Raw genomic sequence first — 16448 nt, 5'->3', positions numbered from 1 at the left:
CGACGACGCCGGTGGGTTCGGGGGTGGACAGGTTGAAGTACGGGCCGGAGACGGGGTTGGCGTTCCCTGCCACCTGGACGTATTTGTCGGCCCAGCCGGCGTACCAAACCCACAGGTCGATGGCCTCGTCCACCTGGGCGGCCGCGACGGCAGTCGAGACCCCCTCGGAGGCGGCGATTTCGTCGGCGAACTGGGACCGGCGTCCGTCGAGGACCTCAGCAATACGGTAGAGCACCTGGCCACGGTTGTACCCGGAGGTCCCGGCCCAGCCACTGACAGCTGACCGGGCAGCGGAGACGGCGTCGCGGGCGTCCTTGCGCGAGCCTTTGGCGGCGTTGATCGTGTTCAGCATGGGGCCACCCTTCGTGGTTGCTACCTCGTACACCCGCCCGGACTCGCTGCGGACAAACTTCCCGCCAATGTACAGCTTGTAGGTCTTCGGCACCCCTAGGCGTGCAGCACTCATTTGGAGCCTCCCAGAGGGGTCTTATTCATGATGGCCGAAACCACTGACGTGCGGGCTGCGGCCGGGGACAGGTAGGCGCCCAATCCATGGCGGCCGCCCTCCCTGCCGTAGCCGGACTCCTTATAGCCGCCGAACGGTGAGGCCGGGTCGAACTTGTTGAAGGTGTTGGCCCAGACCACACCGGCGCGCAGCTTGTCGGCGACGGCCAGGACCCGGCTGCCCTTGTCCGACCAGATCCCTGCCGAGAGACCGTAGGGGGTGTTGTTGGCCTTCGCGATCGCCTCGGCAGGGGTGCGGAACGTCAGGATGGACAGCACCGGCCCGAAGATCTCGTCCCGCGCAATGCGGTGGCTCGTTGCCACGTTCGTGAAAATGGTGGGCGGGAACCAGAAGCCCTGCTGCGGCAGGGTGCCGGCCGGGCTCCACCGGGTGGCGCCCTCCTGCTCCCCGACGTCGGAGAGCTCGCGCATCCGGCCCAACTGGGCTGCTGAGTTGATGGCACCAATGTCAGTGTTCTTATCCAGCGGGTCGCCCACCCGCAGGGTGGAGATACGCTCCTTGAGCCGTTCGACTACTTCATCGTGGACCGATTCCTGCACCAGCAACCGCGATCCGGCACAGCAGACCTGGCCCTGGTTGAAGAATATCCCGTTGACGATGCCTTCGATGGCCTGGTCGATGGGGGCGTCGTCGAACACGATGTTCGCGCCCTTGCCGCCGAGCTCAAGGGTCAACTTCTTGCCGGTCCCGGCCGTCGAGCGGGCAATGGACCGGCCCACGGCGGTGGAGCCGGTGAAGGCGACCTTGTTCACGTCCGGGTGATTGACCAGGGCCGACCCTGTCGCCCCGGCACCGGTCACAATGTTGACCACACCTGCGGGCAGGTCAGCCTGCTGCAGGATTTCGGCAAACAGCATAGCGGTCAGGGAAGTGGTCTCGGCGGGCTTGAGCACCACCGTGTTGCCAGCGGCCAGGGCCGGGGCGATTTTCCACGCGAGCATCAGCAGCGGAAAGTTCCACGGGATCACCTGGGCCGCGACACCCAGCGAACGCGGGTTGGCGCCCATTCCTGCATGGTCGAGCTTGTCAGCCCACCCCGCGTAGTAGAAGAACCAGGCGGCGACCAGGGGAACGTCGACGTCGCGGCTTTCCTTGATCGGTTTGCCGTTGTCGAGGGTTTCGGCGACCGCCAGTTCACGGGAGCGTTCCTGCACCAGACGGGCGATGCGGAACAGGTACTTGCCCCGGTCAGTGCCGGAGAGCTTCGACCAGGTTTTCTCGTAGGCGCGCCGTGCGGCGCCGACGGCGGTGTCGACGTCGGACTCGCTGGCGCAGGAGATGGTGGTGATCGTCTGCTCGGTGGCAGGAGAAATGGTGGTGAAGGATTCACCGTTGCCGGGAACGAACTCACCGTTGATGAACAGGCCGTACTCGCTCTTGAGGTCCAAGATGGCCGTGGACTCCGGGGCCGGTGCGTACTCGAGGAAAGTCATGGGTCGTATCCTTAGTCGATCGTGACGTAGGCAGGGCCGGAGTAGCTGCCGCTGGTGAGCTTCTGACGCTGCAGGAGCACGTCATTGAGTAGACTTGAGGCGCCGAAGCGGAACAGGTCAGGCTGCAGCCATTCCTCTCCGACCGTTTCGGCGACAGTGACCAGGTACTTGATGGCGTCCTTTGAGGTGCGGATCCCGCCGGCCGGCTTCACGCCGATCTTTTCGCCGGTGAGCCGATGCCAGTCGCGGACCACTTCAAGCATTGAGAGCGTCACCGGGAGGGTCGCCGCGGGGGCCACCTTGCCGGTGGAGGTCTTGATGAAGTCACCGCCCGCCAGAATGGACAACCACGACGCACGCCGGATGTTGTCGTACGTATTCAGCTCACCGGTCTCAAGGATCACCTTCAGATGCGCGGACGACCCATCCGAGCGGCGGCAGGCCTCCTTCACCGCAACGATCTCGTCGAAAACCAGACCATACCGGCCCGACAGGAACGCGCCACGATCAATGACCATGTCGATCTCGTCCGCACCCGCTGCGACAGCGTCGGCGGTATCGGAGAGCTTCACTGAACGGGATGACCGCCCGCTGGGGAACGCAGTGGCAACCGCTGCAACGTTGATGCGGCCCGGCGCGTCGTCGTCGTGGGCCCTCCCCAGCGCCTCGACCGCGTACGGCACCATGTCGCCATACACGCAGACCGCAGCAACGCGTGGGGTGGAGAGATCGCCGGCGTCGGGAACCAACGCCTTCGCGACGAGCGACCTGACCTTCCCCGGCGTATCGGACCCTTCGAGAGTGGTCAGGTCGATCAGGGAAATGATCTTGTCCAGCGCCCAGGCCTTCGACGTGGTCTTGATCGACCGGGTCCCGAGAGAGGCCGCACGTGCTTCGAGGCCCACAGCGTCAACGCCAGCGATGCCCTCAAGGTAGCGTTTCAGGGCCTTCTCGGTGAGGTCCCCGCCGATCACTTCCAATGCACGTGACGCAGGAGCAATTGCGGTGCTCCCGGTGGCAGTAGTTTCCATCCTTGAGTGTTCTCCGTACTTTTGATTCGGTGCCATGTCGGGACGGTTCCCACAGCGCAGAAAGTGGGCCGCGGCTGCGCTGCTGACGGCTGGCTTTCGGGGGGCTGTGGGACAGGAGGTCATACCCGTATGGTCGGGTTCGACTTTACCACCGCACCCCGCCCGCAGCGATGCGCTGGCCGGTCCGGCATTACGCCTGGTAATGCTGGCTTCAGCACCGGATGGGTGAGATGCGAGAACAGCGGGCCCCTTCCCGGTTGGTGACCGGAGGGACCCGCCGTTCCAGCTGCTATGCAGCGCCGTTGGTTAGGGAGCACCTGGTTTGATGACGACGGTTCCCATGACGGCGTTACCCGTGGCGCTGTTCGCAGTTGCGGTCAGACCACCCGCAGTGGTTCCGCTGACCGGTCCATTGCTGTCTACCGCGAGCCAGCTCATGTGTCCGGCCCCCGTTCCGGCCCCGGTCTGCCGCACCGTCACTCCACCCGGGGCAGCCCAGCTGGAGGTCCCAGCGGTTTTATCCGCCCAGTAAGACAACACCCAATCGCCAGCCGCAGCAGGCAGCGTCGGGGTGGTGTGCTGTGCACGACTGATGGTCTCCGTCTCCAAATCAAACGATGCACCAGCTATCTGCGCCCCGCGATACACAGTAATTACGAGAGTGCCACGGTTAAAGGTTGCTGTGCGCACCGATACCGTAGATCCCGCATCGGCTGCAGTGGCAAGTCGGCCATACATCACCGACCGCATCGAAGTGGTCGCCCCCTCAGCTGACACAATCCATCCCGATGGGTGAGTAACCCCCACCGTTCCGGAATTGGTGGAGAACATCGCCACCATCACATCGCCTGCCCGAACCTGCGCCGGCACTGTAACACTGTGGGTGGCCACCGAGCCGGTGTTACTGCTCGCCGTCGAGGCCACGAACGCAACCGGCGTCGTCGGATCTGGAACGCCACTCACCACGATGGCGCGTGAAACAGTCCCCGTGGCGCCAGCATTGTCCGTCACCGTCAACGTGACGTTATAGCTACCCGCCGCCGCGAAGGTACGCGTAACCACCTCACCCTCGGCAGCTGGCCCACCCTCAAACGCCCAGGCGTAACCGCTAACTGCACCGTCCGGATCCGACGAACCAGACCCATCGAACGTACACGTCAAGTCCTCGCAAATATCAGTGAAGCTGGCCGTCGGAGCCTTATTCACGGGCGGGGCAGCGCTGACGGTCACTTCCTGCGTGGTCGGCGACGTGGCGCCGTCATTATCAGTGACCGTGAGGGTGACATCGTAGGTGCCAGCCGAGGCGAACTTCCGGGTGAAGACCGCTGCCGTCCCGGATCCGCCGTCGCTGCTGGTCCAGGCGTACGAGTCGACGGTCCCGTCGGAATCGGTCGATCCCGCGCCATTGAATGTGCACTCGAGGCCATCACATGTCTGGCTGAACCTTGCGGAAGGTGGGCCATTAGCTGGCGGAGGGGCCGTTCCCGGTTTGGCGATCAGCCCCTTCGCTGTCCAGTTGGTACCATCCAGTGCTGGACCGCTCACGGCAGCGGAGGTGCCCGAAACGGTTCCGTCACCCACCGATTCCGTCCAGTCCAGAGCATTGAGATTGCCGTCCGCGGAGGCCCAATACAACGTGTCGCCGGCGAGGAACATGCCCCGCACGCTGCTCCAGGTCATACCGCCCGTCGGGCCAGCAATAGTGAACCGCTGGGCACCGACAATCCCACTGTCAATCTCGAAGTGGCGCATGAACAGACTGGTTTGGCCTGCCAGGGTGAAGTAAATACGCCCATTTGAGTAAAACAAACCTGTCATCGACTGCATCTCGCTCGCGAAGTTTGCCAGACCGTTCAAATTGATGACTGTTGGTCCGCCTATTTGTGAACCGTTGAAGGATCGCTGATGCAGTTCCCCGTTGGACATTGCAAGGTACATGGAGCCAGCCGCGACGAACCCGCCACGGACGCTGTCCCACGCGACGGCACCCGTCACGTTTGGGTTGGCCACCACCCCCTCATTACCTGTGAAGTACACCTGGCTCAGCTGGTTTGCCTGGCCCGGATCCGGGACAGGCGCATCACGATCGAAAATTTCGATTGCATTGACCAGCGGGTTTTCAGTGACGTGAAGGAATTCGACGTCCACCGTGCCGTCGCTGGTGATGTCCCTTGTCAGCACGGTTCCCGTGTCGTGGCCCACACTGGCGTTTATGTCATAGTTCCCGAAGGCCATCTGGCCGTCGACTGTCATTGAGAACACCCGTGAACCATTGGCCTGAGTACAGGAGCAGCGGTCCGCGAGATAGATTCTCACCTGGACGTTTTTGCCCGTGGTCACCGGGAACGACCATTTCATCTCCGGTGCGCTTGCTGAGTCCCAGCGCTCGGTTGAAAATACCTCACGAGGGGTACCAGCAAGTACGGCTCCAGTAACCTGCGGAACAGCGGCGTAGGTCGCGGCATTACCCGTGTTGCGATACGTGCTGCCCGGAGCCGCAATGTCACCTACCCAGTCCGGTCCGGCGTCTATGGAGGCGATCGAGCTGCCGCCAGCGTTGACCCGGTAAAGGTACCGCGGATCCACCGAGCCACTGGGTTTCCCGCTTTGCAACACATCGACTGGCAACGCCGGAGCTGTTGCAGTGGGTATGGCCGTCCCGCCGGCTAGCGGGAACATCGCAATCCTGGCACGGTAGAGGAAGCGAGCAATTCGATCCGTATCGGATCCCACCCATAGTCCCTGAGATGTTGCGAGGAGATCGAAGACACCGCGGCCACGGTCCCGTCCTGGGTTCCACTTCATTGGAAGCCCGCTGAGCGCGCTCAGCGCACCCATACCCTCCCGTTCCACAGCGCCTTGCCCTGCAGCGTCAGCTCGGAACGGATTGTTCATCCAGCGGTTGTGTCCGCCGAAGTAGACAGTGTCCCCGGTTGCTTCCAAGGCATACACGCTGTCGCCCCCGGTGTAGTCCGACCAGATCGGATTCAGTGCCGCGCCGCGATCGTTCATTTCCCACCTGGATACCGTGTCGCACAGAGTTGGTGGACCGCTGCCATAACCGCCCATTGAGCCGAGTACGAAGTAGGATCCGTCAGGAGCGATGTCGAGATCATTGAGATAATAGGCAAAGACTGAGTAGCAGTTTGGCTTCCACCGATCGGACTGCCAGTTCGCGACGGTGGCGTTGGTCGCTGATAAATCGACCATTCCTACCTGTACACGATCCAGACCGTTCATTGACGTGAAATTGCCGGTAACCACCATTGTCTGGCCGTCCGGAGTCACGTCAAACTTATGGACGAAGGTGGTCCCGCCGTTGTGTGTGCCCGCAAAAGTGATGTTCGTGTTGGTACGGAGCGCGCCCGTGGTCGGGTCGAGTTCGGCGAGCGCCGTTCTTGCTTGGCTCCGTATCGCGGCGAATTCGCCGCCAATGAAGAGCCGATTGCCGGACAGCTTCATGTCGTGCACTACTGCATTAATATTCCCCGCGTTGAATGCGGTGATCCGGGCACCGTTGCTCAGCGCGAGCCGAACTACCTTGGACGTGCTTGCCCCGTTGAGTGTGCCGAATTGGCCACCAACGTAGACTGATTGTCCGTCTGGCGCCGCGACCACGCTTCGCACCGTGCTGTTGAACTGCGGCGCAAAACCGGCGCTGATCTGACCATTGTTCTTGTTAAACGCAACCACACCGTTGCGTGTCAAGACCGGCCCCCCGGCGCTCGCCTGAACCCGGGTGAACGACCCACCCAGAACTATCGTGTCACCGGCCTCCGCGATCGAGAACACAATCCCGTCGAGTACATGAGGCGTGTAGTTGACGGGTGTTGAACGGACTACCGATGACAGAGTCTGTTCTGATGCGGTTGCTGCTCCGGGAATCGCGACACCGAACCCAGCAACCATTAGCAACCCGAGAAGGATCGAAATGAATCTTCGCACTGACTTCCTCTTCCAATTTTGGCTTACGCCAGAGCGGATTGCCGCACTCCCTTGTGCAGCAAACTGAGACCGGACGAGGCCTCGGATGCATCATTATGTGATCAGAAATCTCGAAAAGAAACACTCAAAGTGCGTATCGGATACTGGTCTTTCGTCAACCGTTACTCGGTTTTAGGAAGGCCATACCGGTAGGGATCCGTCAAACCGCTCGCCACCAGCGTGGCGGACTGAATAATCGGCTTTAGACCTGCCATAAATAGGGAGACACGCACTATGATTTGGATCACTGTGTGTGATACCAAAAGAAAATTAGAGGCAAATCTTGGATCTGGGGACAAGAGAGCATCGTCCGGAGGGATCGGGTGTCCGGTCAAGACGCAGGTTCTTTCCTGCGCTTGGACCATCCTGGCCACTCGTCGTTTTCCTTGCCGGATTTCCCCTTTGGTGGGTTCTCGGGTTCGGTGTTCTGGGGTTCCTCCTCCTTTCAATACCCCTCGCATACCACCTGTTACGTCGAAGGGCTTTGCACCTCCCGCCAGAATTCGGCGTTTGGCTGCTGTTTCTGGTAGTCGTCGGGCTTGGCTTTTTCGTACTGTGGGAACCTATCCCAGGCCTACTACCTGAATCCGGTCCCGAACGTATCCTGCCTTGGGCCTATCGCGTCGCATGGTTCATAGCCGTCACGGTTGTCCTGGTGTTTATCGGCAATAGCACGGAGAAGGAACTTCCAACCAGGCGGGTTGTCCTCCTGATGGCCTGGATGTTCCTCGTCACCGTGGTTGGCGGGTACGCGGGCCAATTTCTGTACCGGATCGACTTTCCGTCGCTGTTGGAGGTAGCGCTTCCGGAATCCCTGGCATCCAACACTTTCCTCAACAACCTCATCCATCCTGGCCTGGCCCAGATCCAGAGCATTTTGGGGTACGAGACTCCGCGACCGAAGGCTCCGTTCGAATACGCCAACTCATGGGGCGCCAACTTCGGGATGTTCCTGCCGTTCTATCTCCTGTCTTATCGCTATACGAAGAACACCTTTCAGCGGATTCTCTTTGTCGTCATTCTTATCGCAGCCATTCCGCCCGTAATCTTCACGTTGAACCGGGGGCTGTGGTTGGCCATCCTGATCATGGCAGTGGTTGCAAGTATTCACCTCGCGGTTAAGGGCAGGTGGTTGGCCATGATCAGCTTCGGCGTCGCGGGAACTGCCGGGTATCTAGTGCTGCTTCTGACTCCTCTGGCGGACCTCATCTTTGTGCGGCTGGATAATCCGCACAGCGATGCGGGGCGGTCCAACCTAGCAGACACGGTGCTGGAGGTGGCGATCACCTACTCGCCGATCATTGGGTTTGGGGCACCCCGTGCCCGTCAGAGTAACTTTTTCTCGGTCGCTGGGGGTGCCACTGCAGACTGCAGCCAATGCGCCCCCCCGCAGCTGGGCACTCAGGGGACCCTCTGGTACCTGATCTTCGCCACCGGATTTTTGGGGCTGGTCCTCTTCCTGATCTTCATCGGGCGGCGCTCGCTTCCCGCCCTCACCAGCCCTGATCCAAGGGCCTCGGTGCTGTTTTACCCCGTGCTGTTCTTCATTTGTGTCCTTCCCTTCTACGACACCATCGCCTCCCCACTGATGACATTGATGATCTGCCTCGGTTTACTGTGGCGGTTTGAACAAAACCGAGACAGAACGGATAACCATGAACCCATTCGCCGAAGGAGTCGGTCGCATGAATACCGTTAGACAAAGCCAGCAGCTGGAGGACTTGGTCTCCACTGTAGAAAGCCTTTATCCCGGGGCATCAGTCAAGGCGGGCCTTGTGTCTTCGCGGGACATACCGTTCCGGCTGGTACCGGGGCCCCGCCGCCCTCGTATGCTGGTTCCGGCTGGTTCGACCCTTGCCGCATCCAACGCGGTGGAGCGGCCCAGCGCCAATGATAACGTCTGGCGATCGGCACCGCGCCGAGTACTATCCGGCCTTTTGTCGACCAGGCTCGGCTCAGCAACCATGCCGTTCGGCCTCTCGGTTAGTCCGGGAACAGATTCCATCAGCGACTATTTGCGGGAGGTGCTCGGAGAAGCAGTGCTAATTTCGCTGACAGTAGGCTCTGCTCGCGCGAACCGAAAACCTATACTCAACGTCCATCGACTCAATGGTACGGAAATTGGGTTTGCGAAGATCGGTTTGAACACTCTGACCAACCAGCTGGTCGACCATGAACGTACCGTTCTTCAACTTCTTGCCGCGTCGCCACCAACGGCATTCAGCCTGCCCAGGGTGCTGCACCACGGTCTCTGGCGGGAACATGAGGTACTGGTCATGTCCTCGCTGCGGCCGGATAGACGTCAGACTAAGCGGCAGGTTCCGCTGGCCGCCGCTGCACAGATAGCTGCCACCGCCGGGGTCCACATCGTCTCCATCGGGTCCAGCCCTTGGCTGAAGCGGCTATCGGCAGTGATCGATCCGTTTCGAGGCACCGAGGATGGGCTGCTAGCGGAGATGCTTGACCGTTTCCTCGAGTTGTACGGTGAAATAGAGCTCCCCTTCGGTTCCTGGCACGGGGATTTCGGCGCCTGGAATCTAGCCCATACCTCGACCGTGCCGATGATCTGGGACTGGGAACGTTTTAGCGCTGACATCCCCGTCGGCAGTGACATTGTGCACTATCTGAGCCATCAGGCACTGCGCCAGCGCGGTGACGCGGCCGCTGCCAGGGAAGCTCTGAAGCGGACCAGTCCAGCCCTTAGCGCTGTGCTGCGCCACGGATCCGTCACCCCTCAATCTACGACTGATCCGCTAATTCTCAGGGCCGTCAAGGTGGGCTATCTATTGACCATTGCGGCACGGTTCACTGCCGATAGCCACACTGAACACGGACAGCCGGTAAAAGCTCTTGCGCGTTGGCATCACCGGGTGATTGCTGATCAGCTGCAAGTCAGGGATAGCACGGTGTCGATCGAGAGTACCGACAGGAAGAAGTCATTATGGCGCTGAGAGAATCACTCCGGGCGTCAGCCCGTGACTACGCACGATCTGCTGCAACATCAGTCGGTCAGCTGGGCGCAGATTTCAGAATGCGGCCCTCGTTCGTCATTGCTGGAGCCCAGAGGTGCGCAACCACGAGCCTGTTCCGAATGTTAACCGAGCATCCTCAGGTGCTACCGCCCTTACTCAACAAGGGGATTCACTACTTCGACACCGCCGATAGGTTTCGTCAGGGCTCCAAATTCTACGCCGCCCATTTCCCGTTCAAACGACCCCGCAACGCTGGTCGAATGATTACCGGCGAAGCGAGTCCTTACTACATGTTCCATCCTCTGGCTGCGACCCGTATCGCTGCCGAATTGGGACAGGTGAAAGTTGTCGTTTTGCTGAGGGATCCGGTGGAAAGAGCTTTCTCCGCCCACAAGCAGGAACGCGGGCGGGGTTTTGAACACCTAGAATTTTGGGAAGCGCTGCAGCAGGAACCGCAACGGCTCGCCGGGGAGGAGGAGCGCATTATCGCGGATCCCTCCTACCAATCGTTCTCCCATCAGCACCACGCCTACGTTGCGCGGGGGCGTTACGCAACACAGTTGGAAAGGATGTTCGCTGCGGTGGGGCGGGAGCAGGTTCTTGTGTTGGACACTGACACGTTCTTGTCAGCGGGATTACCGACATGGCCCCTCCTCCTCCGCCATCTGGGCCTAGATGACTGGTGGCCCCAGACACCGATCCATACCAATTCCCGTCCCAGTACCCCGATGCCGGAGCAGACCAGGCGTTGGTTGAGAGAGCAATTCAGGGACGAGGATGACCGACTCATCGAGCTGCTCGGATACCTCCCGAGCTGGCGTCAATGACCCTCTTCCGGGGCCGGTTCCCAGCCAGGATCCGAAGTGCTGATTCCCTGGTCCGCCCGAGGGCAAAACGCCGGGCGCCTGCCGCACGTCGGCGCATGACCCTTTTCATATCAGTACTGGCCGCGTCATTGACGGTCGGATTAATGGTTTTCTTCGGAAGTGAGCCGCGCTATACTGCCCGCACCGACGTCGTGGTTTTGGCGGTATCGGATCTCGCCGGCGAAGCCTCTCGACCCGCCGACGTGTCGATTGATTCCGCTGTCCAGGTCCTCCTTTCCGACCGAGTGTTGGGCGAAACAGCACGATCACTGTCATACCCAGGCCGCTCCAGTGGATTGCTGGAGGATATGACGATCTCGCCGATCATCAACTCTCGCATCTTGCGGATCTATGTTTCGGCCTTGCAACCGGACGAGGCGCACAACGCCGTCAACGCACTCGCTGAGCGATTCCTGGAAGCTCGGCGGTCCTCGTTGTTGGCCGCCGATAATGTGAGGGCCAGATCCATTCAGGCTCAGATTGACTCTGTGGACCTCAGCCTTGAACAGCTCAGCAATAATGTGCTGCTCACAGACGAGAACGCGACCGAGTCGACCGCAGAATTGGCTACCGAACGGGTTGACCTTGAAACCGAGCTCACGGCCCTCTCGGTCAACGAATTAGAACCCGGGTATATCTCCCATATCGATGCGGTTCCCACAAAGAGCAATCGCGCCGGATTACCCGTCTACACCGCTTCGTCAGCCGCCCTCGGACTTGTCATCGCAGTCTTCCTCGATGCGGTGCTACGACGGTGGTCGCCGATTGGCCGCCGGGCGCACCGTTCGGAGTGGAACCCACCCCGCAAATCCGTTCCACCCCAAACCCCGACGCTCCGACAGATGGGTTGAGTTTGTTATGCACGGCACCAGCATCAGCGCAAACAGCACGATAGACGTCATCATCGCCACACGGGACCGGCATGAGCTCCTCCTGCGAACTATCGACAGCATCTTGGGTCAGGAATACTCGGGAACAGTCAGAATCACGGTGGTGTACGACCGCAGTCCGGAACGCCCTGACCTGGTCCGGACCTCTGACACTCGACCAATAAGGGTCATGAGCAACCAACGTACCCCCGGGTTGCCGGGATCCCGGAACACCGGCCTTCTGGCTGCGACGGCTCCCCTCATCGCGTTCTGTGACGACGATGATCTGTGGCGAAAGGACAAATTACAGCGTCAGGTACAGTCCCTGCGGGAACAGAATGCCACAGGGTGTGTCAGTGGAATCGAAGTGCACTTCGGGGATAGCCGCATTACGCGCATACCGGAGGTGGCGTATGTCACCGAGGACGATCTTGCTGGCAGTCGCCTAACCGGCGCACATCCCTCCACGTTCCTGTTCCAGCGGGAACACCTGTTGAGTGAGGTCGGACTTGTAGATGAAGAGCTACCCTACGGCTACGGCGAGGACTATGACCTCCTGCTGCGTGCGGCGCAGCGGGGCCGGATAGCGGTGCTTTCAGAGGTGACGGTGGACGTTCTCTGGCACCCCGGCGGTTCCTATTTCTCCCAGCGGTGGCAAGCCATGGCGGACGGAGTCGGCTACTTGATGGACAAGCATCCATCCATCAGGGCGAATCGGCGCGGGGCGGCATGGATGGAGGGTCAGCGAGCGTTCGCCCTGGCCGCGTTGGGCAACCAGCACACAGCGGCCCGCCAGATGGCCGCCACTTCGCTTTCCCATAGCCTTCTAGAACCACGCGCGTATCTTGCGCTGGCGATGACCCTGAACTTGATCAAACCTGGAACTATTCTGAGGGCATTGAATGCGCGAGGTCGCGGTATTTAGCCGTGTGCGACCGTTTATCAGGCGCTACCGCGGCGACGCTGGAGACGGTAAGCAAGCCGTAATGGCAAACTGATCAGCCCGGCAATGCGCCGGTCTCGTGAGGGCATTTGCTCATGCCAGGCTGCGTCTGCGCGGATGTCAAGCCGGCCTGTTCGGAATCGCATGGGATTGCCCGCCACCGTGTGGTGCTCAGAGAGGGTTACAGCGTCGTCCTGAATGTGCGAGGTGTCAGTGGTATCAACGCAGGCAAACGAGAGGATCTCATCCACCACCTGCCGGGGGTGTTCCATGAAGTCTTCATAATGCACCGTCTTGACGGGTACTTTGAGTAGCGTAAGCGCATGAAACAGCACCCCATAGGCCGACCAGTTGGCGACCGCCGCAGCCGTGGAGTAACGGGGCATGAAAGCGTCTGAGGAACCAGCTTCGGGGCGCCTAACGATTTTAGCCCAGGAAAAGGCAACCCCCCTAGGGTCCCGAACCACCAGCACGCATTTTAACTTTACCGAGGAACGGCGAAGTAGATATGCGTAGGCTGGATGTTTGCTGGAATCGACTAGGAGCTTCGCATCGCCGACCTTTGCGGCCGCCCGATACAGAGCGTCCAGGCGGTACAGCAGCCTTTGCCGCTGTTTTTTCCGGGTTCGCCCCGAAAGACCGGTAACCAATTCAGGTATGAACCGGTTCCTTACTACAGAGCTCCTGTCCGCTACGGCAAGGGAAGGGTCGATGCGCTGCCACCCCGAATAGGCCTCCTGTCCCACCTCAGTCCAGAAGGTGCAGGCTGAGAAGGGCAGTGAACAGCCACACAATTCATCGTCACGAAGGCCTCGTTCCCACAAGTGCAGGACCTCCCCCAGTCCTACCACTCCCGGGCATTCAGCCAAGCAGCGCTCCAGGAGAGTGGAACCGCTGCGGCCGAACCCGCCCAGCATAAGCACGGCCGGTCGCTGTCCCCCTGCATTGCCGCCTTGGTAGTTCGACTCAGTGTGGAATGATCCTTTGTTACTCATGGCGTGCCGCTTCCCCCGATCCGTGATGCGGCGCGCACCGCAACCATTCATATGTATTCAGTTTGTTGAGACAAGTCAAGAGCGAGGATTCTGCGGTGTGGAGGCGGCTCGGAGATACTGGACTTTTGTGGCTCTTCACGAACGAGGGTGTAGGCCGGATGGTCGCGTCGGGGCGCGTCATGGCGGGGTAGAGGTCGAGGTCTCCCGGAGGATGGAAGTTCTCACACTGACCATCCCGGACGAAAGACCTCGACGTGCCCAACCCTACTTTCACGACCCGTGACCTGACGACGTTCTGCTGCCTTGACGAGCTCGGCCTGGTAGCCGTCGGACAGCATCTGGACCCGAATCGTGCCGTGCTGGAATGCCGCGTCGTGGAGCCGGATCAGTGGTGCCGGAGGTGCGGTGTCGAGGGCGTGCCCCGCGACACCGTGATTCGCCGGCTGGCGCATGAGCCGTTCGGGCACCGGCCCACAACCCTGTTGGTGCGGGTACGCCGCCACCAGTGCTCGGGATGTCGTCGGATGTGGCGTCAGGACACCTCCAAGGCAGCTCCGCGGCGGGCGAAGATCTCCCACGGCGGACTGCGCTGGGCCTTAGCTGCGATCGTGGTCGATCACCTCACGGTGACCCGTGTCGCCGCCGGGCTGGGGGTGTCCTGGAGTGCCGCGAATGACGCTGTTCTCGCGGAGGGCAAGCGGCGTCTGATCGATGACCCGACCCGGTTCGAGGGGGTCACGACGATCGGGGTCGATGAGCATGTCTGGCGGCATACCCGACGCGGCGACAAGTACGTGACCGTGATCATTGATCTCACCCCAATCCGCGAAAAGACGGGCCCGGCACGACTGTTGGACATGGTCGAGGGACGCTCCAAAGCCGTGTTCAAGGCCTGGCTCGCTGACCGACCGCAAGCGTGGCTGGACGGGGTGGAGGTGGTCGCGATGGATGGTTTCACCGGCTTCAAGACCGCTACCTCCGAGGAGCTCCCGGACGCGGTCCCCGGTGATGGACCCGTTCCATGTTGTTCGCCTTGCCGGGGGCGGACTGGATCGGTGCCGACAACGCATCCAACAGGAAACTTGCGGCCACCGTGGGCGCGCCGGCGACCCTCTCTACAAGGTCCGACGCACCCTTCACACCGGCGCGGGATTGCTCACTGATAAGCAGCAAGCCCGGCTGGAGGCCGTCTTCCAGATCGAGGAGCACGTCCAGGTCGAAGCGACGTGGGGCATCTATCAGCGGATCGTCGCCGCCTATCGGGAACCGGGCAAGAGGAAGGGGAAGGAGATGATGCAGGCCGTCATCGGCGCTGTTACCAGCGGCGTTCCCGCCGCCCTGATCGAGATCCACCGACTCGGCCGGACCCTGAAGCAGCGCGCCGCCGACGTACTCGCGTTCTTCGACCGGCCAGGCACCAGCAACGGCCCGACGGAGGCGATCCAATGCCGATATCGGCATTGGATCGCTTATGCCGAGGTCTGGGTTATGCCGACAAAGCTGATGTCGGGTTTGTTCGGGCCGGTTGCTTCGTGGTCTTGTCGGCATAGTCAGAGGGCTTCGAACCATGTAAGGATCCCCGGGTCTGCTGTGTAGGTGCCGGGGGCGACTTCGGGTGGTCTGGTCTTCTCGAGCGCGGCGTTCTTTGTCTTCATGTCGGCGTGGAGGTAAATGTCAGTTGTGGAGGTTTGTTCATGGCCGAGCCATAGGGCGATGACGGTGATGTCAACGCCGGCATGCAGGAGGTTCATGGCGGTGGTGTGCCTGAGGGTGTGCATCGTGACGTACTTGGAACTCAATGACGGACAGGGCTTGGTGGCAGTGCGGACGTGGGTTGCAAGGCGGCGTTCGATGGCGTCGCGTGAAAGCGCGTTGCCGCGCGGGCCTGGGAACAGCGCACTGCCGGGCCGGGCGGTGCGTTCGTTGAGGTAGGCGCGCATTTGGTCTCGAGTCTTGGCGCTGATTGGGGTGGCCCGGTGCTTGCGGCCCTTTCCCTCGCATTCGATGTATGGGCTGTTGCCGGTATGGATGCTGGTGGTGGCAAGGCCGATGAGCTCGCTGATGCGCAGTCCTGTGTTGACGGTGAGGGCGAGCATCATCTGGTCACGCCTGCCGGTCCAGGTCGAAGTATCGGGTGCTGCCAGAAGTGCATCGGTTTCGTCTTCGTTGAGGTAGCTGATCATGGGTTTTGCGATCTTGGCCGGTGGGATGGTGAGGATGCGGCGGATGGTCTCGGCGTGTTCTGGATGGTCGGGCAGGATATGGGCGTAGAGGACCCGGATCGCGGTGAGCCGGGCATTGCGGGTCGCCGCCGTGTTGGCCCGCTCGTTGCTGAGGTGGTCCAGGAATGCTGTGACCATGTCGCGGTCGATGTTTTCGAGCCGTATCTGGTCTGCGCGGGTTGTCGTGGTGGTGCAGACGTGTTTGATCAGCAGCCGCCAGGTGTCGCGGTAGGAGGCGATGGTGTTGTCGGAGAGGTTGCGCTGAGTCCCGGCCGAAAGACACTGTGAACCGTTTCCAGTTTGTGGGACACCACGTATTTAGGCTGCAAATTGTTGCGTACTGTTATATTCTATCTCGTATTCAGACGGAGTCAAATAGTCGAGCGTCGAATGAAGCCGCTTCCTGTTGTAATAGACTTCAACGTACTCAAATACCTCTCCCCGCACTTCGTCAATGTTCAGCCATGGCCTACGGTAGATAAGCTCCTTCTTGATCGTGGAGAAAAAGGATTCCGCCACCGCATTATCATAACAAGACCCGGTCCTACCCATTGACCGGACCACATTGTAATCCCGGCAGTATTGCGCGAAAGCAGAGGACGTGTAT

Annotated in this window: 11 protein-coding genes and 1 pseudogene; 6 read left to right on the top strand and 6 right to left on the bottom strand. The window is 60.8% G+C overall.

The features are described 5' to 3' along the window. The 4 genes from Y703_RS0101330 to Y703_RS17160 form a co-directional block, all read right to left on the bottom strand. Positions 1-466 (bottom strand): aldehyde dehydrogenase family protein (locus Y703_RS0101330; RefSeq protein ID WP_026551297.1); only part of this gene is annotated, 466 nt, incomplete at its 3' end. Continuing rightward, on the bottom strand, positions 463-1959 hold the full coding sequence (locus tag Y703_RS17165; protein ID WP_035763331.1) for an aldehyde dehydrogenase family protein: 1497 nt from the start codon (positions 1957-1959) through the stop codon (positions 463-465). The genes Y703_RS17165 and Y703_RS0101330, both read right to left, overlap by 4 nt. An 11-nt stretch (positions 1960-1970) precedes the next feature. Beyond that, positions 1971-2990: a deoxyribose-phosphate aldolase gene (gene deoC, locus Y703_RS0101320; RefSeq protein WP_035763328.1), complete on the bottom strand. Its 1020-nt coding sequence runs from the start codon at positions 2988-2990 to the stop codon at positions 1971-1973. 306 nt (positions 2991-3296) lie between these two features. Further along, the gene (locus Y703_RS17160) at positions 3297-6935 is read right to left on the bottom strand and encodes a PKD domain-containing protein (RefSeq protein WP_155849354.1); all 3639 of its coding nucleotides are present in this window, start codon (positions 6933-6935) and stop codon (positions 3297-3299) included. Positions 6936-7629: 694 nt separating this feature from the next. On the opposite strand from Y703_RS17160, the gene Y703_RS17155 reads away from it, so the two are divergent. The 5 genes from Y703_RS17155 to Y703_RS0101290 all read left to right on the top strand — a co-directional run bounded on the left by Y703_RS17155 (position 7630) and on the right by Y703_RS0101290 (position 12606). Next, positions 7630-8673 (top strand): O-antigen ligase family protein, encoded by a 1044-nt coding sequence (locus Y703_RS17155; RefSeq protein WP_155849353.1) that lies wholly within the window; start codon positions 7630-7632, stop codon positions 8671-8673. Positions 8674-9115: 442 nt separating this feature from the next. Next, positions 9116-9925 (top strand): hypothetical protein, encoded by an 810-nt coding sequence (locus tag Y703_RS0101305; protein WP_155849352.1) that lies wholly within the window; start codon positions 9116-9118, stop codon positions 9923-9925. 140 nt (positions 9926-10065) lie between these two features. Continuing rightward, entirely contained in the window at positions 10066-10773 is a 708-nt protein-coding gene (locus Y703_RS0101300; protein WP_155849351.1) for a sulfotransferase, read from the top strand. Between the two features lie 95 nt (positions 10774-10868). Continuing rightward, complete coding sequence (locus Y703_RS0101295; protein ID WP_162148846.1) at positions 10869-11663, top strand: GumC domain-containing protein; 795 nt, start codon at positions 10869-10871, stop codon at positions 11661-11663. Further along, positions 11551-12606, top strand: a complete 1056-nt coding sequence (locus Y703_RS0101290) for a glycosyltransferase family 2 protein (RefSeq protein ID WP_343212861.1) — start codon at positions 11551-11553, stop codon at positions 12604-12606. Before Y703_RS0101295 ends, Y703_RS0101290 begins: the two co-directional genes overlap by 113 nt. 17 nt (positions 12607-12623) lie before the next feature. On the opposite strand, the gene Y703_RS17150 is transcribed toward Y703_RS0101290, so the two are convergent. Continuing rightward, positions 12624-13541: a sulfotransferase domain-containing protein gene (locus Y703_RS17150; protein ID WP_035763337.1), complete on the bottom strand. Its 918-nt coding sequence runs from the start codon at positions 13539-13541 to the stop codon at positions 12624-12626. 332 nt (positions 13542-13873) lie between these two features. On the opposite strand from Y703_RS17150, the pseudogene Y703_RS21160 reads away from it, so the two are divergent. Continuing rightward, positions 13874-15215 (top strand): annotated as a pseudogene (locus Y703_RS21160) (ISL3 family transposase). On the opposite strand, the gene Y703_RS17140 reads toward Y703_RS21160, so the two are convergent. Next, positions 15170-16159 (bottom strand): tyrosine-type recombinase/integrase, encoded by a 990-nt coding sequence (locus tag Y703_RS17140; RefSeq protein ID WP_051427183.1) that lies wholly within the window; start codon positions 16157-16159, stop codon positions 15170-15172. The pseudogene Y703_RS21160 and the gene Y703_RS17140 sit on opposite strands and share 46 nt — an antisense overlap. Positions 16160-16448: the final 289 nt, after the last annotated feature.

This window comes from Arthrobacter sp. H20, assembly GCF_000520515.1.
Taxonomy (GTDB): Bacteria; Actinomycetota; Actinomycetes; order Actinomycetales; family Micrococcaceae; genus Arthrobacter_D.
This window is presented reverse-complemented; position numbering and strand designations above follow the sequence as displayed.